Below are 22,462 nucleotides of genomic sequence, written 5' to 3' on the forward strand. Positions count from 1 at the left end.
ATCGGCTGTTAGTTTTTAAAGATCGGTCCGCCTCACGTCGCGCTGCCCACCATCACCCACCCGGCACCGCTTCGTTCTGCGTCGCTGCATCAGCAGCAGAGAAACGAGATTATGAAGAACTTCCGCCGCAACGTCAACAGGTTTTTGCTACCAACCGAACCTGCCGCCACCGCTGGAAGCCTTGCCACTGCTGGCTTTCCCGCTTCCCGTGCTCCGCTGTCCGGAGCACGAAAGAGCGAGATTCTAGCGAGCCGCCCAGCGCCTTGCAAGCGTTATTTTTGACAGGTCGGAACGCGCAAGAAATAGCGCAAAGACAATCATGAGAAGCATATAGAACCACGCCGTGCCGGTCAGGCAATCGCCCTCTTTTGCATGACGCGCTCTACTACATCAAGATAGTGATCGAGACCCGGCGTCGCGCGATTTTCTTCTTTTGCGCGGTCATCCCACTTACGCAGACGCAATGCATCTTCCGCATATGGTTTTTGCAGAAACGCTTCAGCTTCATCTCTACTGAAAATGCCGCCTTGCAATTCCAGACTACGCACCGAATCGGCGGAAAGCTGATCGAAATACGCGTCGTCGATTGCGCAAAGGCAGCGCTTTGCATCGACGTGCAGACGAATCGGCTCCAATACCGCATCCGGCAGCACCGCACGCAAGAACGGCAGCGCAAAGTACTGGTGCAAGTCGTCGATGCCCCGCTCCGTCGGCGTCGCACCCTGAAGATTCAGCAGATGCCCGAGATCGTGCAAAAACGCGGCGGCGACGAGTTCATCATCGGCGCCCACTTCTTCGGCCAGCGCGCCGCTCTGCAATGCATGTTCGAGCTGCGTCACCGGTTCGCCGCTATAAGCGATGTCGCCGTATTGCTCGAACAGCGAACGAATGTCGCTCACACTCAATGCCACGCTATTACTCCCACGGTAATGAAAAAGTCTTGAGGTTGGTGAAGCTTTTCATCGCTTCCTGAACGCCTTCCTTGTAGCCGAGCCCCGAGTCCTTGATGCCGCCAAACGGCGTCAGCTCGGTCCGGTAGCCGGGCACTTCCCATACATTCACCGTCCCGACCCGCAGTTCGTTGATCAAGCGCGTGATTGCGTCCTGCCGGTTCGTGCATACACCAGAAGACAATCCAAAGGCGGTGCCGTTGCTCATACGAATCGCATCGTCGAGCGTGTCGAAGCTAATGATCGGCGACACCGGGCCAAAGGTTTCCTCGCGCACAAGGGTCATGCCCGGCTCCACGCCGTCGAGCACCGTAGGCGAATACAGCGCGCCATTGCGTCGATTGCCGATGCGCAAACGCGCGCCGCCGGCAATCGCCTCGTTCACCCGTGCCTCGAATAGCTGCGCCGCAGCGACGTCGATGACCGTGCCCATCTGGTTGGCCGCATCGAATGGATCGCCGAAAGTCCAGGCCCGCGTCTTTTCGACGACCAGATCGGCGAAATCCGCCGCGACACGCTTTTGCACGAGCATCCGCTTGACCGCCGTGCAGCGCTGTCCGGAGTTCTTATACGAGCCCTGCACGGCGAGCGTCGCCGCGCGCTCGAGATCGGCGTCTTCCAGCACGATCAACGGATCGTTGCCGCCGAGTTCCAGTACGACGCGCCGGTATGCCGCCTTTGCCGCGATGTACTTGCCGATCGCCACGCCGCCCGTGAACGTGACGAGTTCAGCCAACGGATGCGTGATCAGTTCATCGGCGATCTCGCGCGGGTCGCCGGTCAGCACTTGCAGCATCGGCGCGGGCAAGCCGGCTTCATAGAGGATGTCGGCGAGATAAAGCGCCGACAGCGGCACCTTCTCGGACGGCTTCAGCACCACGCGATTATTTGTCGCGATTGCCGGCGCGATCTTATGCGCGACCTGGTTCATCGGATGGTTGAACGGCGTAATCGCGACGATCACGCCCGCAAGCGGTTCGCGCTGCGAAAATACGCGCCGCCGCTTGCCATGCGGCGTCAGATCGCACGAGAAGCTCTGCCCGTCGTCGCGCAGCGCTTCGATCGCGGCAAACTTGAACACGTCAGCCACGCGGCCGATTTCATAGCGGGAGTCCTGCTTCGACAAGCCCGATTCGAGCGAGATCAGATCCGACGCCTCTTCGGTTCTGTCACGCAGCAACGCGGCCGCGCGTTCGAGAATCTGCGAGCGCTCATATCGCGTGAGCTTCGCCTGATAGGCTGCGGCATATTCGAACGCGGCGCGCACGTCCTCGACGCTCGCGCGCGCGACGGTGCCTACTCGCGTGCCCGTATAGGGATCGAATACATCGAACGAGCGTGGCCGCGCCGCGCGTTCGCCCTTGAGTCGCAGCGCTTCGGCCCGGAATGCCGGATGGTCCCGCAAGGTCGCGTTCATGATGCCGACACCCGATTCAACGCGACGTCGAAGATATCGAAATTGCGCAGCCTTTTACCGCTATCCGCGCCCGGCAATCCTTCAACGCGCCGATTAAACAACAGCGGCACCTCCTGCTCCGACAAGCCGCCATGCGAGCGCAACGGCACAGTCAATCCGGACAGATCGTGCTCATCGCGACGCGTGCCGAGCACCACATGCTTCGTGCCGATCACGACGATATCGCCGACGCGATCGCCCGGCAGTTCAAAACGCTCGCAAGCCGTGCGGTTATCGAGCGCGAGTTCGATTCCCCGCAGCCCGCCAATCCGCTCGATGACCTGCGCGGCGCCGACATCGTGCGGCAAGTACACCGTCGCGAACGAACCGAGCGCGCCGTGATGCACCACATACGGATCGGTAATCGGCAAGATCACGCGCGCCTTGCGAGCGCCGAGCCATTCGTCGAGCACGTCTTGCAGATAGATCACATTCGGCTCGCCGGTTTGCGGATCGTGTTTCGCGTTCATGCCGTGATCGGCGGTGAGGCCGATCACCCAGCCGAGCGCGTCGAGCTTCGCCAGATAGCCGTCCATCATCGCGTAGAACGCGTTCGCACCCTCGGTGCCCGGCGCCCATTTGTGCTGGATGTAATCGGTGGTGGACAGATACATCAGGTCGAGCTTGCGCGTTTGCGCGAGCCGCACACCGGCGGCAAACAGGAACTCCGAAAGCCCCGCGCTGTACACGTCGGGCAGTGGCAAGCCGACCAGATCGAGTACTTCGTCGATGCCGTTTTCCTCGCGCGTCACCGTGTCCGCTTTTTCCGCCGAAAAGCAGATGCCGTTCAGTTGCCAGCCCAACAGCCGGCGCAACTTGTCTTTGGCAGTGACGACGGCGACGCCTGCGCCCGCTTCGGCCGCCGCGGCCAGCAAGGTGCCGGCGCGCAGATAGGCAGGATCGTTCATCATCACTTCCGCGCCCGCGCCGCCGTTCGCATCAGGATCCCAGAAGTAATTCCCGCAGATGCCGTGCACCGACGGCGGCACGCCGCAGACGATCGACAGATTGTTGGGGTTAGTGAACGACGGAATCACGCAATCGCCCTTGAAGGCCGCGCCGCCCTTGAGCATCTTGCCGATGAACGGCGCAACGCCGGCAGCGACCGCGGCTTCCAGATAATCGAATTCGCAGCCGTCGACGCACACCACGACCGTCGGCTCCGAAGGCAGCCGGTAACGGCGACCGTTGACTTCTATCGTGCGTTCTTTTGCGTTTGCATTCACGTTTGTGCTTGCGCTTGCCATTGCTCCCGTCCCTGCGTGCCACGCACGCGTGCTCCAGCCAATGCGTTACGACGACGCCATCGCTTCAGTCGTCCGAAGTCGGCGCACTCCGCGCCGTGTCCAACTGCCGAGCCACCACGCCGCCTTCCTCGCACGCCGCATGCGCGCGCTGCAGGCCGCCGTTCACGTGCGCGTGCATCAGCGCCGCCGCACGTCCGGCATCGCGCGAAGCCAGCGCTGTCAGAATCGCGCGGTGTTCGGCCAGCGAGCGCTCCATCGCATCGGCGTGCACCGCCAGCGCCGCGCGCCGAAAAAGTCTCAACTCGCTCACCAGCCTTCGATACGTCTCGTACAACTTCAGATTGCCCGCCGCCGCCACGAGCGCGTCATGAAACGCGACGTTGGCCCGCGCGTATGCATCGTGATCCCGCGCGTCGAGCGCCGCGCGCATCGCATCGAGCCAGTCGCGCAACACCGCCAACTGACGCGCGTCGATGTTCGCAGCCAACATCCGGCACGCCGCCTCTTCGAGCACCGCGCGCACCGCATAGATCTCATCCGCTTCCGCCAACGATACTGTCCGCACGAACACGCCGCGATTTTTCTCGGTGCGCACGAGCCCGGCCTGCTCGAGCGCGCGAAACGCCTCGCGAACCGGCCCGCGCGACACGTGCAGGCGCGCCGCCCAATCCGCTTCGTTGAGCTTGTCGCCCGGTGCCAGTTCGCCTTCGACGATGTGCCTTTCGATCTGGTCGCGAACGAGTGCCGTCAGCGAATGCCTGCGCACAACCTCAATCGGATCGACAGAAGCAGTTTGCATATATTCGGTCATTTCGACAAATTTCGCCACACGCAAGTTTGCGGGAGGTCTGCGCGCCGGGTGACGCGCAATCACAAGAATCGGGAACCGGTTCAGTCCGTCCGACGACGCGGCACGCGGGCCGCGATCAGCAGCAGCGCCGCCAGCGACACCAGCAACAGAATCAGCGACAGCGCTGACGCCGGCAGATAATAACCACGCTCGACCTGGCCGACGACCACGATCGGGACCGTGGCGAAACCCGGCGGATACACGGTGAGCGTCGCGCCCAGTTCGCCGAGCGACAACGCGAAGCCAAGCGCAAGACTCGCGCGGATCGCGGGCACAAGCTGCGGCAGCACGACCCGGCGCAGCACCATCGACGGCGGCGCACCGAGGCTCGCAGCCGCTTCGCGCAGAATTGTCAACTCGGGGCGCAACGCGGCGGCCGCGCACCGGTAGCAGAACGGCAGCACCAGTGCGAGCTGCACGAATACGACGATCGCCGCGGAGCTCGAGAGATCGACCGGCCGCTTGTGATAGGCGATTAGCACCGCGAGCCCGAGCACCACGCTCGGCACGCCGTTGGGCATCATCGCAATGGTGTCGACGAACGCGCCGAGCCCGCGCCGGTCGCGTCCTTCCAGCGCGAGCGCAAGCCACAGCCCGAGAATCGTGCCGAGCACCGCGACGCCCATGCCGATTTCGAGGCTCGTCGTGAGCGCGTCGAAGTCGCTCGAACCGAGCCGCTCGAACCAGCGCGTGCTGAAGCCGTCAGGCAGGATCGTGCCCGACCAGTGCGCCGCCACGCTCGACAGTCCCACGACGATCACCGGCAACACGAAAAGCCAGAAGCACAGCAGCGCGGCAAAGCCGAGAAACAGTCCGCCGAGCATCCGCACGACGAGACTCCGGCGCACCGGACGCGCTTTCTTGTGCATGACCGGGAGCACCGTCGGGTCGAGTTCAAAGGCCACGGTGCGCTCCTTTCACGTTGCGACGGTTGACCTGGCGGTATAACGCGTACAGCGACAGGGACATGATCAGCATCACGACCGCGCCGGCGGCGGCCGTCGGCAGATCGAGGTCGACAGTGGCCGAACTGTAGATTGCGACCGGCAAGGTGATCAGATGCGCACTGCCGAGCACGAGCAGAATGCCGAACTCGTTGAGCGTCAGCAGGAAGCACAGGATCGTGCCGGCCGCGATGCCCGGCCATGCGAGCGGCAGAATCACCTTGAACGCGACCATCCAGCCGCTTGCGCCGAGGCTGCGGGCGGCTTCGATCAGACGCATGTCGAGCGTGGCAAACGAGGCCAGCGTCGGACGCACGACAAACGGCGCGTAGAACACGACTTCGGCGAGAATCACGCCGCCCACGCCGAACAGGAAATCGAGCGGCGGCGCCTGCAAATGAAAGAGCCGTTGCAAGCCGATGCTGACCGAGCCTTGCGAGCCGTATAGAAAAATCAGCGTGAAGGCGACTAGAAACGACGGGAACGCGACGAACAGTTCGAGAAAGCGCGTGACCATCCGCGCGCCGGGGAACGGCTTGAAAAACAGCAGCGAGGCAAGTGCGACGCCGAGCAGCGACGCGAGCCCCGCGCTCGCGAACAGAATCCACAGCGTCGTGCCGATCACGCCGCGCGTCTCCGGATTGCCGAAGAACGCCGCATACGCCTGCAGGCCGATACCATGCGGCCCGCTCAGACTGAGCGCCACGAGGCGCACGAGCGGATAGATCACGAGCGGTCCCAGCACGACCACCGCGATGAACAGAAGATGCCATTGCGCCGCGCGTTCGCGGCGCTTTACCGCGGCGCGATGCGAAGCCGCGCTTGCGCTGCGGCGAGCGTCGGCTGCGGCCGCAGACGACGCACTCAGCGGATTCGGCGCGTCAGGGGTGGATAAGGACGACATCGTCAGCCTCGTAACGCAGGGAAACGCGCGCGCCTTTCTCCGGCATCATGCCGTGGCCGCGCTGCATGGTGACGAGCACCGGTTCGCTCGGCATCGCGTCCAGCGCGACCGACACCGACAACACCGCGCCATACCATTCGACCGATGTGATCGCGCCGTGCAAGTGCCCTTCCCCGAGCGGCACGATGCGCAGCGCTTCGGGCCGCAAACACGCGACACGCTCACGCTCGTTGTAGCGCGCGTCGTCCATGCCGAACGCGACTTGGGGAGGCAGCAGATTGGCCGCGCCGAGATAACGCGCGACAAACCCGTCGCTCGGCGCGTCGTACAACTGCTGCGGGGTGCCAAGCTGGGCGATGCGGCCGTCGCGCATCAGCAGCGTGCGGTCCGACAGCACGAGCGCGTCGTCCTGATCGTGCGTCACGCAGACGATCGTCAGATTCGGCAGACGCTCATGCAGCGCCTTCAGTTCGGAACGCACCGAGGCGCGCAGATTGGCGTCGAGTGCGGAGAGCGGCTCGTCGAGCAGGAGCACGTCCGGCTCGATCACGAGCGCGCGCGCCAGCGCTACGCGCTGCTGCATGCCGCCGGAAAGTTGCGCGGGCATCACATGCCCGGCGTCGCCCAGTTGCACGAGTTTGAGCGCATCGGCCACGCGTCGCGCGATGTCTTTCGCCGATATGCGCCGCGCGCGCAAGCCGAACGCGACGTTCTCGAACACCGACAGGTGCGGAAACAGCGCATAGCTCTGAAACAGCAAGCCGAGATTGCGCTTATGCGGCGGCACATGCGTGAGATCGTGGCCGGCGACGGTCAGCGTGCCGGCCAGTCCATCCGCCTCGATGAACCCGGCGATGAAGCGCAACAGCGTGGTCTTGCCGCAGCCGCTGCGACCGAGCACCGTGAGCAGTTCGCCGCGCTGGATCGTCAACGAGAGATCGTCGAGCACCGTGCGCGAGCCGAAGCGCACCGTCAGATGGTCGATCTGCACGCCGCCGCGTGCGTCCGAACGCGCGGCACCGAGCGCGTCCAACGACGCGCCCGGTGCGCCACGTTGAGCAAGACTGGCCGTATTCACCGGATTCATCCTCCAACAAGATTGATGCTCGTGCAGCCCGGCAATCGAGGGCAAATCGCGAAGCGCTGGCTGACTGATTCACGTCGACGGCGCGCCAACTCAAGCTTCGCTGAACTCAGTTGAACGTGAAGCGCACGTCGACTCGACTGCGAACGGCGGCTTACTTCGGCTTGACCACTTCGATCTGCTTGCCCGACGAACCGACTACCTCGCTCTTCCAGCGTGCGGTCCAGTCGGCCTTTTTCGCCATCACCTGGTTCCAGTCCACCGGAATCAGCTTCACGCCCGTAATCGCCTGTTTGACCGCGTCGCCGTTCTTGCCGGCGAGCGGCACGTCGCTGCGGCCCGGGATGCCGAAGATGTCCGGCACTTTGGCCTGCACGTCAGTCGACATCAGATAGTCGATCAGCTTCTTGCCCTGCGCCTGGTTCGGACCGTTCTTGATCAACCCGATCGCGTACGGTAACTGAAATGTGGTCGGCTGCGCGCCCGGCGCTGCTGCGAGGAACACGGGCTTGAGCGAGAGGCCGCCGTTGGCTGCGTCGTCGAGATCCATTTGCAGATCGCCGTTTGCGAACGCGATTTCGTTACGCGAGAGCAGCACGTCCAGGTAGCCCGTGCCCTTCGTATGGAACTTCGCACTTTGTTCGAGCTTCTTCAGATAGTCGAACGCCTTGTCCTCACCCATCAACGACGACGTCAGAATGATCACGGCCATGCCGTCGCCCGCCGTCGCCGGATTCGAGTAGGCGATCTTGCCGCTGTAGTCCGGATGCAGCAGATCGGCAAAAGTCTTCGGCTGGTTTTTCGTGACTTCCGGGTTGATCGCGAACGAGAAATAGTTGTTCACGAAGGTGGCCCACGCGCCATTCGGCGCCTTGGCGATTGCCGGAACATTCTTGTAGTTCGCGCTCTGGTAAGCCTGCAGCAAACCGCTCTGATCCGCTTGCTGGATGAACGGCGGCAGCGTGACGATCACGTCCGCCTTCGGCTGATCTTTCTCGATGGTCGCGCGGTTCACCACTTCCCCGCTGCCCGCGGTGACGATGTTGACCTTCACGCCTTCCTTCTTTTCGAAGGCCGGCAGTACGTCTTTGTAGAGGTTTTCCAGGCCATCGGCGGTGTACAGCACCACGGCATCGGCCGCATGCGCCTGCATGGCCCCGCCGCCGAACATCGTCGCGGCGACGAGCACCGGCAGCAGTTTGCGTGCGAGACCCGTGGCTTGCGAGGAATTTGTCTTTATCATGTCGCTCTCTCCGAAAGGCAAAAAACCAGACGGTCGGGAAAACCCGATACCTGTTGTGATTGAACGGCGCGTGATGTGGGCCGTTTGCGTTTTATTTGCTGCCTGCGTGTTGCTTGTGTGTTGCCTGCGTGTTGCGTGTCTGCTGCTTGCGTTGCTTGGGAGCGCGTCGCCCTGTCCCGTAATTTATTCATGTTGCCGCTAGGTTCTCTGCGCTGCTACACGCATTGCAGATTGCCGACAACCCTGGTGCATCGTCACAAGCCTTATTTGCGGTCTGCCTGCGAGCTTCGCGCGACGGCCGCCATGCCTGTCCGGGGCATAGCAAGGATTACAGGTTTCGATGACAAGCCCATGACCATTCTGTCGAATTCCAAAAATTGACACAATTCGCCAATAATAGCCAAGGGAAGGCGAGGCAAACAAAGCTGGAGGAAATTCGACGCAGCCGCTGCTGCATGGCTGCCGTCCGTGAATCGAATGGCGCCGCGCTCGGGGTCGCGCGCATTTGTGGACTGCTGGACGCGCGCCGCAACGCCGCGGCATGCCGGCCGGTTTGCATGGCCGGCTCAGGCGATCACAATTTCCGGGCCATGCGCCGTTATCGCCTTGGCGAGTGAGCGCTCGGGTGCGAGTTCGGTCACGAGATAACGTGCCGATTCGATGCCGTTGATGCGCACCGGCGTAACGCGGCCGAACTTCGAATGGTCCGCGACGACCACCACCGTATCGGCGGCCGCGATCATGCGGCTGCGCACTTCGGCGGCCATGCGGCTGTAGTCGGTGAGATAACCGTCCGGCGAGATGCCGCCCGCGCCGATGAACGCGAAGTCCGCGTGGTACTGCGTCAGTTGCTGGACCGTGTCGAGCCCGAACGTGGCGTCTTCGATATCGGACAGCTCGCCGCCTAGCAGCGTGACGCGGTTGCCATTGCGCCGGCCGAGCAGCAGCGCGATGCGCCAGTCGTTGGTATAGACGGACAGGCGATGCCGATCGAGCAACGCGCGCGCCACCGCCTGCGTCGTGCTGCCGGAATCGACGATCAGCGACGCGCCGTCGGGCACGAACTCGGCTGCGCGCTCGCCGATCGCTCGCTTCGCGCCGGCATTCGCGGCTTCGCGCGTGTCGAGGTCGGGTTCGCGCCGGTCGCTCGAGAGCGCGCCGCCGTGCGTCGTAACGAGCAGGCCGCGCCCGGCCAGCGCGTTCAGATCACGACGAATGGTCTCGCGCGACACATTCAATTCGCGCACCAGCTCGGCGACCGAGAGTGCGCCGGTTTTGGCGACTTGCGCCAGGATGTATTGATGTCGTTGTTCTGCGAGCATTCAGGGCGTTTTCCTTCATCATCCCGCGAGAGGCCGGTCACGCGGGGCGCATCTTCGTCAAAGGCCCTTAATATAAGGACTTTCTGCATTACTGACCGCTGCCGCGAGCGGCATCTTCAATCATCTACAAGTTGCTAAACTTCAGACGCTGGCGTAGCTTTTTTCTCTCTCACCGAGAAGCTACGCCGACCATGCGATTCGATACCAAGGCCGCGAAACAGCTGATACCCGGTACACACATCTCTTTTGAGGCATTCCCAGGCCTTCGTCTGCAAGCGACAACAAAGGCGCAGTTGGACCTACCGGTTCAAATCGCCCGTCGACAACCGGATGCGCCAGCAAAAGCTTGGGGAGTGGCCAGCAATGTCCTACGCAGCCGCAATAGCCGAGTGGCAGGAAATCCGGACGCGTCGCGACGCTGGCGAAGACCCTGTGCTCAAGCGCAAACTGTCGAACCGGGCTGCGATGACTGCGACGCCGGAATCATACACGGTGCGAAAACTGTGCGAGGATTTCCTTACGGGCCACATTGAACGGCACCGCGTTTCGCTCGGCGCCGCGCAGTCTCGTCGGCGCAACATGGCAAAGATCGCCCCGATTGCCGACCTGCCGGCCGCCTCGATTACCCGAAAGCAGGCGTTCGACCTACTGGATGGACTGCGCAAGGCACCGAAATGGGTATCCATTCTACCGAGCAACGCGCGCCCGACGACGAATCCGAGAAGGACGTCGATGCAGCTGTCGAAGACACGTTTGCTGCGAGCGACCCGCCGTCGACAGGCGAGCGACAAAAACCGGGGCAGACGAGAATGCTGGAACGCAGACGGACAGCGACGTGCCAGGAACGGAACCGGACGAAGACGTGCCCGACGAGGAGATACTTCCGGAGCCGTCTCCCGGCGACGAGCCGCTCGGCGAAAAGGCACCTTGAGGCACCCTGAGCGGTAAACCGAGGTGTGCGACGAAAGACGAGGCTCGCCCGACTTGCGGCGCGCCCGTCTGGGCTCGCAATAAACGCATGCGACGGATCTGTCGCACTCAAACACTTCCCATCGACCGCTACCAACAATGTAAATAGATTGCGCAACGTCACCGGCGCCCACAAGCGACGTTAGCAGTTCCGCGCGGCGCATGGCGGATTCGCCGGCATCATGAGGCAGGAAAGGTCCGACCGCGAGCGCCTCGTTCCGGTGTGGGCTCGCGCGCCGCTAGCTTCTCCTTAGCTCCCCCCGAAAAAAACGTTGCATTCCGGGTTCACCCTGCAGGGCCGGGCATGTTTCACGCCGCTCTGCACGGTCGTATCGGCGGTGCCGCCGTATGCCTCCATCCCCGCACTGGGGTTGGAAATCCGAGTTGCAGCGCTTTCCTGCGGAGCGGGTTGAGGACCTTGGGGCGTACCTTGTGAATGCGCAAACCCGGCCATGACAAGCAACCCGACAGCTGAAGCGACCATCAGTAGTGATTTCACATTGACTCCTTAATCTACGTTGCGCTTTCGATTCATGGGATTCGTTATTCGCGTGCCCGAGCTGGAAATCCACAGGAGATTTTCAGACTCACAAGCGCGCCCGGAGCCTGCGGGTCATGTCACCCGAGGCCATGTTTCCAGGTAATTGGGAAGAGACGGAGCGCAGTGCGCCCGGCCGAAATGGGGACGCAAGTTGGCGTGCGCATTGGCAATGTCAACGGATTTCGTGGACCCCTCGACACAAATAGTCGCCCTGCAAGTACGTTATAGAGCCTGGGACGAGGAATCGTTAGCGAATATTTTCGCCTGGCTTCGGCGCAGCACTGCGAAGCAGATTTTTTTTCGGCGATTGTAGCCAGACGATGAATCGTCAGTGAGCGGCACTGCCGCTGTGACTGCTCACATCCGAGAACATCTTCCAGAGTCCCTGATGCTTGTCGCACATGACGGGCGCCCTTTGCGTCTCTGACAGGAATCCGAAGCATGTAGACGCCAAATCACACGGTGGTGTTGGGTTGACATGCACAAAGGTGTGGCATGTGTTCGGAAAGGCCCGACAATGTTTTGCTGTTGAGCTCCCGCCCTGGCCATTGATCCCAATACAGCCCGGGCTCCGCACGCGGGTCAGCACGAAATCATCGCCGCCGGCACAGTCGTTGCAAACGTTAGCTGCGTCACAGGAGACAGCCATGATGCGGCTCTTTACCAAGTCGGTCGAAACGAAGACAACGTATGGCAACGCAATCGTTGTCATTGGCGCTGTCGCATTCATCGCGGTATGCGCGACTGGCGTTGCGGCACTCGCCGGGCTACTGCCGAACTCGGACAGCGTAGCCGTCGCTGTGACTGCGGCACCGTTGATAGACCTGCAGACGGAACTTAGGCAAACTATCTCGAATCCATGATTCGAACTTCGCTGCCTTGTCTTACTGCGGTCGTGTCCGATTGCCGGTGCGCAGGCGTCATCTATGTCCGTGTGCGATTCCAAGTTTGACAACGCGTCGGCAGCGCGTAGTCCAACTGGCCGTCAAATGCCTCACTCGGGGCCTGTGCATTCGAATCATGCGGTTCAGGTTAGACAACTCATCGTATATGCGCGTGTCGCGAGAGAACCACGCCGCGACGCGCTGCGAGCCATCGGTTCACGATATTGGCCCGGAGCTGAAGCATGTCCGTCGATAGTTCTCTTCGAGGCCGTCCGGAACTGAAACCCCAAAATACCAGGCCTTGCAATGCCTGCCCGGGCGACTGAACGGCAAGCTGGCTTCGAACGGCCCACGCACATACGATTCTCTTTACAACCGCTTGGCCGGGTAATTCCGTGGGCTCCCACGTAGGCGCGATTCCATGTAGACCTCGTAATCGGAACCGCGGCTATAAATCTGGTCGTCCCCACCGGATCGATACCCACCCATATCTGGGTTCAGCAGGAAATGTCGTTTAGCGGTAGGCGGGAAGCTCGCGCCTAATCGATTTCGTAACCTCTTATAAGGCGGAATACCGGATGCGAACCTTCCTGGCGCTTGTGCTTTTTTGTCTGTCTGCGACGGTCGCGCACGCCGCAGGAATCAAATTCCTGACCGTTCCCGCCGATGATACCGGTCCGGCATTGAAGGCAGTTGTCTGGACACCGTGCGCGGAGGCGGCAGAGGATTTGACAGTCGGTCCGTACGTCTTGCGAGGGCGGCGTGACTGTCCTACCGCTGGGAACAGATTACCCCTCGTCGTTGTCTCTCACGGCCACGGAGGATCGTATTTGGGACATCACGATCTTGCTGAAGTCCTGGCAGATGCCGGCTTCGTCGTCGCAGCGATCAACCATCCGGGCGATACGTTCTCTGACATGAGCCATGCGGCCGATATCTCAGAGTTTGTTGAGCGGCCGACGGACATTAAGCGCCTCGTCGATTTCATGCTTGCCGGTGCTCCCGATGCGGGAAAAATCGACGCGACCAAGGTCGGTTTTTTCGGTTTCTCGCGCGGTGGATACACCGGGCTCGTGTTAGCTGGCGGCAATCCGGACTTTGCTCATGCAAATGTGCCCTGCGCGGACCCCAACCTCCCAATCTGTCGGCAGATCAAGCAGCAAAAGCAGCCCTTGATGACAGTAACTCACGACGAGCGCATAAAGGCCTACGTGCTGGCAGATCCGCTCAATGAATTTCCACGGTCAGGCGATCTTCAGAATGTGGACGCGCCCATTCAGCTTTGGGCCTCCCAATTTGGTGGCGACGGCGTGCTGCCTGAGACCATGCCGGCGCTTGCGGATGCACTTCCCAAGCGGCCAGACTTCCACGTTGTCCCGAAATCGGCGCATTTCGCGTTTCTCGCTCCATGCCCCGCCTCACTAATGCAGAGCGCGCCTGAGGTGTGCGTCGATGCCGCCGGATTCGATCGAGCCGCCTTCCATACACTATTCGACCAAATGGCGCTCCAGTTTTTCACAGCGAACCTTCGTTGAGCACGTCGTCCAACCTTCAACAGGACGACCGGCGTCGGCAAGACGCTGCCGTTCACCATCGTCGGGACAGCGCCATTCGAGCGACTGCTGTGCGTCAATCATCTGCGCCAGTCCGCTTTGCCTCGTGGCGTTGACGATGTGTGGGAAGCGCGCCGTGTCGAGCATGAACGTTGGCTATGCACACGGTGAAATATCAAATCTTATGGAAATCTGAAGCACGACATTTACTACCGGGGAAAACGATAAGGATAACTGCTCAAGGAAATGCCTAAGCTATAGCAGCGTCTGTTATTTCTTCCCGGCGCGCGGTTGAGGTAAGTCTATTCCGACGACGATGATGGGAGGTGTGCGATGCCGAGGTACATGTGGACGAAGGCATTGGTTGCGTCTGCTGCTATCGCGATCGCAGGCTGCGGTGGAGACCATCTGAACAGTAGCGGGCCGCATTATGTATCGGACATTGCGGCCCCGAACATTAAGGCAGGCGTAAACTTCTCGTTCGACATCGGCGCCATTTTAGGTAGCCGATACTTTTTCACCGACAGGAATAACGCATCTTTGGATCAAATCGACATCCCATCGAAGACCTTTGTCAAGGCCATCCAGGGAAGCGGGCCTCTCGCGTTCACGGGACTTGGCCCCGGGCCGAATGCGCAGGCGGGTCCGGACGGCGCGACGCCGGTCGGCAACCTCATCTTCGTGGGCGACGTGAACTCTGTGAAGGTGGTCGATCCCGCCGTGGGCGTCGTGACAAGCAAAATCACGGTTAGCGCGACGGGCGTGCGCGCAGATGAAGGTTGTCTGGATCCCACGCATGGCATCTTCATGATCTCCAGCCCGGAAGAGACGCCCCCGTTCGCCACGTTCATCAACGCGGCTACGCAGACCATCGTCGCCAAGGTGACGTTCACGGACCTGGCAGGCAAGCCCACCGCGGGCCTCGAAGCGTGCCAGTACGACGCCGCGAGCGACAACTTCTATGTGAACGTTGACGGAAGCACGGCGAATCCTCACGGTGAACTGGTGAAATTGCCGGGGGCGTCGATTCGCGCAATACCGAACGGTGGCACGCAGAACTACACAACCCTTGCGGGCATCGCGATGTACTCCGAAGGCAATTGTGATCCTACTGGGCTGGCACTGGGACCCGGAAACGATATTGCGGTTGGATGCCGGGAAGCTACGACTGGCGCGCCCTTGCTTATGCAGATCTTCAACCGGTCGAACGGTGCGCTCGTGGCGTCCCTGAACGCAGGCGGCGGCGACCAGCTCGAATATGATGTGCCTACCAATCGCTACTACAACGCGGCGAGCCGTTGGACATCTTCTGGCAATGCGTCGACGAACGGTGCCTGCTCGGTGGCATCTCCATGCACGCCCGTGTTGACGATCGTCGACGCCGGCAATCGCAATGTCGTCGCCCGCCTTAACACGGGCAATAACGCGCACTCAGTTGCGATTGACCCGGCGACCGGACTCATTTTCGTTCCATACTCTTCCGCCACATCGCCGGCGGGGTGTCCGGGTTGCGCGGCGAACGGGTTCGTCAATGGCGGGATATCGATATTCGCCGCTAAGTGAGGCGCGACACAGCGTCAGGCTTCGCTCGTGCGACATCTTCAGGCGCATGTAATAGTAGCCTGAAAGGCGGCGTGCCGACCTGCAGATACGTGTCGCCGTCTGACCAATCCCGTCAGCACTCGGTTGACGCGCGCGAAAATAGGACCAATGGCGCAATCTTCGAAAAAGTACAGCATAAATCCCAAACTTCAGACGCCCGAGAATTTGACGGCGATCTTTAAGATGTTTTTTCAGGGTGATGAAAGTGCCACGCGTGGTTCCGGCGGGCTCGGTATTGGGCTGACACTGACCAAACGGCTTCTCGAAATGCATAGGGGCGACACGTTGCCCAAAGTGCCGGCATCGACCAGGGAAGCGTCTTGACTTGCAGACTGCCTATGACGGTGGTCAATCGACATCAGGACGAACGGCAATCCCATTGCACGGAAGCAGGTCAATGGATGACTGTTATGTCTTTCGCACCGTCATTACATCGCGCGAGTCCGAACGGCGGATCAGGGTCGAGATGGTGAACTGGCGAACGCCGGGAGCGGTCACTCGCTCCGTGGCGCCGCCGACTTACCCGTGACGCTGTTCGTCTTCGCTTGAGTCTGTTCCTGCGCCGCAACCCGGCTACTTATCGTCTTGCGATACCACAGCGTCCAGCCCGTCAGCGCGCCGTAAATGCCATAGCCGATCAAGGGCGAGATGGCGAGGAAGCGCTCGATCGGCCAGGTGAGCGCCATCCACGAGCGCAGGGCCGTTTCGCCGGTCAGGCCGACACCCCAAACGAGCGTCATGAGCCGCATGGAGGAGACGAGCGCCGGCCGTTCCTGCCACAGGGTCCCGAAGCGCGCTGCGCCGCCCTCTATTTCGCGGGCGACAGTGGCGCGCGCAAGGTAGAAGATCAGCGGGCGGCGCAGCGGCAGGCTCAGCAGGAACGTCACGCCGATGAGCCCCGAAACCAGCGATTCGCGCAGCAATAGCATGCGCGCGCTGCCGCCGAGCGCCATCGCCGCGATCGAAAGCACGATGCCCGCCACCACCATCATGCTAAGCGCATCGACGCGCCGGAAGCGGACCAGTTCGATCAAAGTCCAGAGAATGGGCGGCACGGCCGAAATAATCAGCGCTCCCGTCCCGCCGATATGCGGCAGCGCGAGCCGGTAGGCGAGCCACGGCAGCAGAAAGTTGACGGCGAGTTCGAGCACGAAAGGCAGTCGAAGCTTCATGAGAATCCGGGTCGGTTGGCGGGAGAGCGCAGTATGATTGGACTTGGCGCGCGAGCGCAAATCGTTTCATTGACAGCGTATTCGGCGTATTCGGCACATCCTGACACTCCGTCGCGTCTTACACATCCGGCGCATCCGACGCCGTCAGCACACTCGCCCGCCCGTCTCTCGAAAGCCTGTGGAAATCCCCAAGGTATCTGGCCTCGGGGATGTCGTAAGAGCTTGCCGTACGCCAATCAGGTGCCGCTGCGAATAGCTTAAGCTGCGGCGAGACCGGCTCAAGCAAAACAGGTTGCTCAGCGTCACTGGCGCTGTTTCGACCAGGCGAAGGTCCACGTCAGGTTCAGACGCTCCCGCCTCATTTCAGCCATAAGCAGCCAGTCGGCGGCGATGGCAATATCGTCGACAATGGGCTCATATATATGGAAGCGTTTTTTCTTGATACTGGATACGTCGATGCTATTTGGCCAAAGACCAACGTTCCGTAGATCTGAAACAGGCCCGCATCGTGGGGGGATGGCCCCCGCAGTCGCGGCGCTCGACCAGAACGATTTCATCACGTTCCGGACCGCGGAGCGTCAGGCGCGTGAGGCGTTGTCCAGCGACTATAAAAGCGCCCTGCTCGCCCTGAAAAATGTCCAGGTGCAGCAGCAGAAGGCACGCTTCGATCTGGCTGAGGAACATTTTCATCTGCTGTGCTGCGTGTTTGCGACGGTCGGACTTGCCGCGCTCGCGCTTGGGCTGTTCGCGCGCTTCCTGGCGACAGCGTCCATAGTGCGGCCGATCAACTCGGCGATCCAGCGCTTCGAGCGTATCGCCGCTGGCGATCTCACGGGGCAGATCGCCAGCGTGCGCGTCAACGAAATGGGCCGTCTAATGGCTGCTCTCTCCCCCATGCAGGAGAGCCCGTTGCCGCGGTCGGTCAAGTCCGCCACGGCACGGCTTCAATCCGCACATGGCGTGCGCGAGATCGCAAGCGGCAACATCGATCTGTCGGCGCGCACCGAACAGCAGGCGGCGACGTTGCAGGAGACAGCATCGAGCATGGAGGAGTTGACCGCGACGGTCAGGCAGAACGCCGACAATGCACGGCAGGCCAGCACGCCCGCTGAAAACGCGTCGGAGATCGCGGCGCGCGGCGGGAATGTTGTCGAGCAGGTCATTGACGTGATCGCGGAGATGTCATCGGGATCGAACAGGGTCGTTGACATTATTGGCGCGATAGAGGGTATCGCGTTCCAGACCAACATACTCGCGCTGAATGCCGCCGTCGGAGCTGCGCGAGCTGGCGAGAAAGGGCGTGGATTTGCGGTGGTGGCAGCAGAAGTGCGCGCACTGGCGCAACGCTCGGCGGCCGCGGCAAAAGAGATCGGGAACTGATCAGTGGGTCGGACGCAAAGGTCCACAACGGAGCCGCACTGGCGACCCGTGCTGGCGCCACGATGGCGGAAATTGTCAGCGCAGCACGCAACGTAACCCGTATTGTGAGCGAAATCAAAAGGAGACGTAGACGGGCGGTGACTGTCATCGGGCGACGAAAGCGGCGACACAGAACAATAGGAATTTTTTCCAGGTCACGACCAGATCGGGACGCGTCTGCCTGGCAAGCACGAGCGCCGTGGCGCCATCGAACGCCCACACAACCCGGCCATCCATTTGCAGGACCGCCACAACGCCAAGCGTCCCGGCTTCCCGTGCTGCGGCTCGAATTGCGGCCCTTCTATCGGGGTGGGGCAGTTTTTGGACCTGTCGCCAACGCTTTGTGACTAGCTGCCCGACAAGCCGCGTTGCAAGGGTTCCCAAATGGAGAATACCCCGACGAAGCGAACCGAGGTCAAACGAAGGCCGAAATCCTGCTCATCAGGGGGCACACTCCCCTGATTCATGCGCAGACTGAAATGCGTCTCTTAAGAAAAGTTGGACGGTGCCGTTAGTGCAGTTGGGCAAACCCGGAGCGATCCGGCGACGCAAAACTATAGGGGCTCCCTCACCGGAGTTTGCCAGTTGCCCGCCGTACCCACGGCGGGCCAATCGACGGCGGGTATGGAAGTACCGCGTCAGGAGGCTACATGAGAAGAAATCGGGAAAGGGGCGCTGTCGGGGCTTTAAGGACTGTCGGCGCAATCGACTCGGCGATAAACGCGAGGCTCCTACATCGCACGGCGATCTGTCTGAGACGTTCCGGCGTGACCGCTGCACTGTTGGCCGGTTGTCTGCAGGGCAACGCGTTCGCGCAAAGCGCGGCGACCAGCCTCGTCGTGCCGTCCTACTTTAATGCGACCAGAAGCATCGCGAACTGGAATACCCTGACGGCCACGGCCCGCAAGGTGCCGACCACTGCGATCCTGAACCCCGACAACGGGCCCGGCGCGACGCACGACCCCAACTATGCGGCCGCCGTCGCGAACCTCCACGCCGCAGGCGGCAAAGTGCTGGGCTATATTTCCACCCGATATGGAAAGCGCTCGCTGTCCGCGGTCGTCGCCGATATCAATGCTTTTGCCGGGCTGTACAAGATCGACGGTTTCTTCATCGACGAAATGACGACCGACAGCAAGATATCTCACATTCAGTTTTACCAGTCGATTTACAACTACATCAAAGGAATGAACGCGGCTTATTCCGTAACGGCGAATCCGGGCACGGACATGGCCGAACTGTATGCGAGCTTGCCGACCGCCGACCAGTTCGTCGTGTTCGAAAGTACCGCGAAGAGCTACGCAAAATATCGACCGATGAGCTGGCAGGCGGGCTATGCCAAGAGTCGCTTTGTGCATATGGTGTACGGCGCCACCGCCGCTCAGTTGCCTGGCATCGTTCAATACGCGAAAACACATGGCGCTGGCGGCGTGTATGTGACTTCGCTGTCCGGCTCGAACCCCTATAAGGCGCTGCCGCCCTACTGGAACGACGAAGTTGCGGACGCAATTGCGCCGTGACACATGCTCAACTCGCCGAGGCGTAAGCCAGTCGTAGTACGTGGGCGAGTTTGTCGATCCGCAGTCATTTTGATGTCCGAGCTGCCTGCGTGGTTGGCAACGATGCGGAGTTGACAGGCGAACGACGGAACCACCCTGACCACGAGCGATGCAATTCATTGATACCGCGTCTTGCGACGCGGATCAACCAACATGATCCACAATTTCGCCGGTGCCTCTGAACAGAGTGAATCGGAGAGATCAATGAAAAAGAACTTTGTCTCGCGGTAGCAGGCGTCCTACTGCTTCCTGCCCGCGCGCAGCCCCACCTGCCTGGACGGAAGACGGGACATCGAAGCACGAGACAACGAACGTTCGATCTGGTTGCGAGTATTAGGTCCAGCTGAATAAGACGCCAGCCAGCAGGCGTGCCCGACTGATCGGCCTCTGCATGCAAGGAAAAGGTTATCGCTATAGGCAGGTAAGCTGACTTTCAAGGGAAGAGCCAGCGTTTTGTGGGCTTTTCTTGTTTCTGTTCAGACGGCTCATCGCTGACCTCGGCTCAGCGCTGGACCGCTGTGACCTTCGCGGTAGCCCCGGCCGTGCAAAGATTTTGGGACCGCCTGGCGCGGCCTGATCAACGTCAACAGCTCGGCGCGTTAAGTTGGACAAAGTTCGCAGCATGAACTGTGTGCTGCCTGGATGAGATCGTGCCGCGAAACAGCCATCAGCGTTCCATTCATCGAGCCGCGCCGGCGTGTGACGACGTCAATATCGGCTTCGCTTGGGCGGTCATGGTCGTGAGCGGCACACTCTCCCGGCCCACGGTCAATTCGACGGAGCTTCAGTGAAATGATCGGGGCCGTGCCTCCGGCAATGCGTTGGAGCCGATGTCGCAGGCTGCCAAGCAGGTCCAGCAGCCGCACGAAACTCGCCTCACGTCCAAGTGTTCGATCTGCTCGATAGGTTGCGCGCGCTGTGTTTCGGCGTCTCGCACATTCATCTGCCAGAGGACGCCACGGACGGCGTCGTGCAGCCGGGCAGTGAATTCATCGTTGCTCCATGGCGCCGCCTGACTGGCCGTCTGGCTCGCGCCTGAACTTTTCTTCCGAACTCCACGATCAGCCTGACGTTGTCAGGCTGCAGGTGCTGCGCCGGATTGACGCGAATCAGACAATTGTGACCCTTCACCGCAACTCCCGCACGGAAAAGTAGGCGTTGCGGTCGCCGGATCGCGGGCCGGCTCATGCCTAACTGGCACTAACACCCGGGGCGCTACTTCTCATTCCTTGCCGGCCGGCGCAGAGTATTCAGCCGTCGGAGACACCGCATGACGCACCGCGACCTTGTTGCGGCCGGTCGCCTTGGCGTTGTACAGCGCCTCGTCAGCCGCCTTGATGACCGTTCTAACATCGGCGTCCTGATCAGGAGTCCAACTCGCCGAGCCGATGCTCGCCGTCACGCGCCCGTGCTCACTTGATGAGTGCTCGATGGCCAGTTCACTGATGGCGAGCCGAATCTTCTCTGCGATCATGGTCGCGCCGTCGGGCGACGTGTCGGGCAGCACAACAATGAACTCTTCACCGCCATAACGGGCAGCCGTGTCCGCCGGCCGCCGGATATTCTCGCCAATGCATCGCGCCACCGCAGTGAGCGTATCGTCGCCCGCCTGATGGCCGTATGTGTCGTTGTAAGCCTTGAAACGGTCGATATCGACAAACAGGAGCGAGAAGACGCTTCGCGCGCGCTTCGCCCTGCGCCACTCGTTCTCGAGAATCTCGCCAAGTGTGCGGCGGTTGTTAAGGCCCGTCAGGCTGTCGGTTCTCGCGAGCAGTTGCAACTCTGACTCGGCGCGCATGCGTCGGTGCAGCTGCGTTCCGAGAACGAATGAAAGCGCGACGAAACCCAGCGCGAAGACAGCCATGAGGGTGCCGATTTTCACGGTGCGCCGGCGCCACGCGGCATAGATATCCGGCTCTGCTTCAGCGACCATGATGATCAGCGGCAGCGCGGAGAAGTTGCGGAAGTAATAGAGCCGGCGCACGCCGTCTATCGACGAGGTGTCCGAGAAGCTGCCTTCGGGGGCGGACTGGAAGTGCCGGAAGGTGCTCGCCTTGCTGATGTCGCGCCCGATCACCTTCGGATCGTAAGGTTGCCGCATGATCATGAGACCGTTGCTGGCAATCAGCGAGATTGCACCGTGCGACCCGAGCGACAGCCCGGCAAAGAGCTCATGGAAATAGTCAAGGTTGATGGCCATCAGCACAATGCCGGCGAACGAGCCGTCACGATTCGATACCCGGCGGCTCAGTGCGATGCTGGGCGACCCGTTGCGCAGGCGGGAGTGAAACGGTGCGCTGACGTAGAGCCCCGCGTTGGGGTTGTCGCGATGGACCTTGAAGTAGTCGCGGTCGGCGAAGTTGCCCTTGCGCGGCGTATCGTTCCCAGCGTCGATGATGATGTTGCCTGAGGCATCGAACACAAGCATCGAACCCAGATTTTTTGCGGCCGTGGCGCCGTCGAACAGCAACTGATTTCGCAGATCAGGCGGCAAAGCCATCACTTTCGGATTGCCGAGTCCGGCGACAACAGTCTGAAGGGAAAGCGAATACAGCTCGAAATTGCGCTCGATGTCGCGCTCGGCGATCAGCGCGACGTTCCGCGACGTTTCACGGGCCCGGTCCATTGCGTCCTGCCTGCTCTGGTACAGGGAAAGTGCGCACAGCGACACCATGACGAGAGCGATTGCGAAGCCACCATAAAAAATGGCGCGGGGCCCCAGGAGCCATCGGCGAAATTTATTGTTATTGGACAGTGGCATTG

General features: G+C 61.3%; 15 protein-coding genes, 1 pseudogene and 1 riboswitch. Of the genes and pseudogenes, 5 read left to right on the forward strand and 11 right to left on the reverse strand.

Annotated features, from left to right (window positions below; genetic code table 11):
• Positions 1-350: 350 nt before the first annotated feature.
• The 9 genes from F759_RS0121205 to F759_RS0121245 form a co-directional block, all read right to left on the reverse strand.
• On the reverse strand, positions 351-911 hold the full coding sequence (locus tag F759_RS0121205) for a phosphonate degradation HD-domain oxygenase (protein ID WP_027801641.1): 561 nt from the start codon (positions 909-911) through the stop codon (positions 351-353).
• Positions 912-915: 4 nt separating this feature from the next.
• Complete coding sequence (gene phnY, locus F759_RS0121210; RefSeq protein ID WP_027801642.1) at positions 916-2,367, reverse strand: phosphonoacetaldehyde dehydrogenase; 1,452 nt, start codon at positions 2,365-2,367, stop codon at positions 916-918.
• A complete protein-coding gene (gene phnA, locus F759_RS0121215; RefSeq protein ID WP_027801643.1) occupies positions 2,364-3,653 on the reverse strand; it encodes a phosphonoacetate hydrolase in 1,290 nt (429 codons plus the stop codon). Before phnA ends, phnY begins: the two co-directional genes overlap by 4 nt.
• A 64-nt stretch (positions 3,654-3,717) precedes the next feature.
• Entirely contained in the window at positions 3,718-4,464 is a 747-nt protein-coding gene (locus tag F759_RS0121220) for a phosphonate utilization associated transcriptional regulator (protein WP_036024913.1), read from the reverse strand.
• Positions 4,465-4,544: 80 nt separating this feature from the next.
• Positions 4,545-5,408 (reverse strand): 2-aminoethylphosphonate ABC transport system, membrane component PhnV, encoded by an 864-nt coding sequence (phnV, locus tag F759_RS0121225; protein WP_027801645.1) that lies wholly within the window; start codon positions 5,406-5,408, stop codon positions 4,545-4,547.
• Entirely contained in the window at positions 5,398-6,351 is a 954-nt protein-coding gene (locus F759_RS0121230) for a 2-aminoethylphosphonate ABC transporter permease subunit (RefSeq protein WP_027801646.1), read from the reverse strand. Before F759_RS0121230 ends, phnV begins: the two co-directional genes overlap by 11 nt.
• Entirely contained in the window at positions 6,329-7,429 is a 1,101-nt protein-coding gene (gene phnT / locus F759_RS0121235; RefSeq protein WP_027801647.1) for a 2-aminoethylphosphonate ABC transport system ATP-binding subunit PhnT, read from the reverse strand. The genes F759_RS0121230 and phnT overlap by 23 nt, the downstream gene beginning before the upstream one ends.
• 160 nt (positions 7,430-7,589) lie before the next feature.
• Positions 7,590-8,678: a 2-aminoethylphosphonate ABC transporter substrate-binding protein gene (phnS, locus tag F759_RS0121240; RefSeq protein ID WP_027801648.1), complete on the reverse strand. Its 1,089-nt coding sequence runs from the start codon at positions 8,676-8,678 to the stop codon at positions 7,590-7,592.
• A gap of 566 nt (positions 8,679-9,244) precedes the next feature.
• Entirely contained in the window at positions 9,245-10,000 is a 756-nt protein-coding gene (locus tag F759_RS0121245; RefSeq protein ID WP_027801649.1) for a DeoR/GlpR family DNA-binding transcription regulator, read from the reverse strand.
• Between the two features lie 330 nt (positions 10,001-10,330).
• On the opposite strand from F759_RS0121245, the pseudogene F759_RS45180 reads away from it, so the two are divergent.
• The 3 genes and pseudogenes from F759_RS45180 to F759_RS0121265 all read left to right on the forward strand — a co-directional run.
• Positions 10,331-10,387: pseudogene (locus tag F759_RS45180) on the forward strand (hypothetical protein); the annotation flags it as partial.
• Between the two features lie 2,585 nt (positions 10,388-12,972).
• On the forward strand, positions 12,973-13,929 hold the full coding sequence (locus F759_RS0121260) for an alpha/beta hydrolase family protein (RefSeq protein WP_027801651.1): 957 nt from the start codon (positions 12,973-12,975) through the stop codon (positions 13,927-13,929).
• A gap of 558 nt (positions 13,930-14,487) precedes the next feature.
• Entirely contained in the window at positions 14,488-15,510 is a 1,023-nt protein-coding gene (locus F759_RS0121265) for a YncE family protein (protein ID WP_244438871.1), read from the forward strand.
• A 533-nt stretch (positions 15,511-16,043) separates the two neighbouring features.
• Here F759_RS0121265 and F759_RS38170 read toward each other — a convergent pair.
• Complete coding sequence (locus tag F759_RS38170) at positions 16,044-16,721, reverse strand: VC0807 family protein (RefSeq protein WP_051377388.1); 678 nt, start codon at positions 16,719-16,721, stop codon at positions 16,044-16,046.
• 516 nt (positions 16,722-17,237) lie between these two features.
• On the opposite strand from F759_RS38170, the gene F759_RS44870 reads away from it, so the two are divergent.
• Both F759_RS44870 and F759_RS0121285 read left to right on the forward strand, forming a co-directional pair.
• Positions 17,238-18,101, forward strand: a complete 864-nt coding sequence (locus F759_RS44870; RefSeq protein ID WP_051377389.1) for a methyl-accepting chemotaxis protein — start codon at positions 17,238-17,240, stop codon at positions 18,099-18,101.
• A gap of 552 nt (positions 18,102-18,653) precedes the next feature.
• A riboswitch (cyclic di-GMP riboswitch) is annotated at positions 18,654-18,733 on the forward strand.
• A gap of 174 nt (positions 18,734-18,907) precedes the next feature.
• The gene (locus tag F759_RS0121285) at positions 18,908-19,660 is read left to right on the forward strand and encodes a spherulation-specific family 4 protein (RefSeq protein WP_244438872.1); all 753 of its coding nucleotides are present in this window, start codon (positions 18,908-18,910) and stop codon (positions 19,658-19,660) included.
• 1,261 nt (positions 19,661-20,921) lie between these two features.
• Here the strand turns inward: F759_RS0121285 and F759_RS38180 are convergent.
• Complete coding sequence (locus tag F759_RS38180; RefSeq protein WP_084534307.1) at positions 20,922-22,460, reverse strand: sensor domain-containing diguanylate cyclase; 1,539 nt, start codon at positions 22,458-22,460, stop codon at positions 20,922-20,924.
• Positions 22,461-22,462 lie beyond the last annotated feature (2 nt).

This window comes from Paraburkholderia dilworthii (genome assembly GCF_000472525.1).
In the GTDB taxonomy this organism is placed as follows: domain Bacteria; phylum Pseudomonadota; class Gammaproteobacteria; order Burkholderiales; family Burkholderiaceae; genus Paraburkholderia; species Paraburkholderia dilworthii.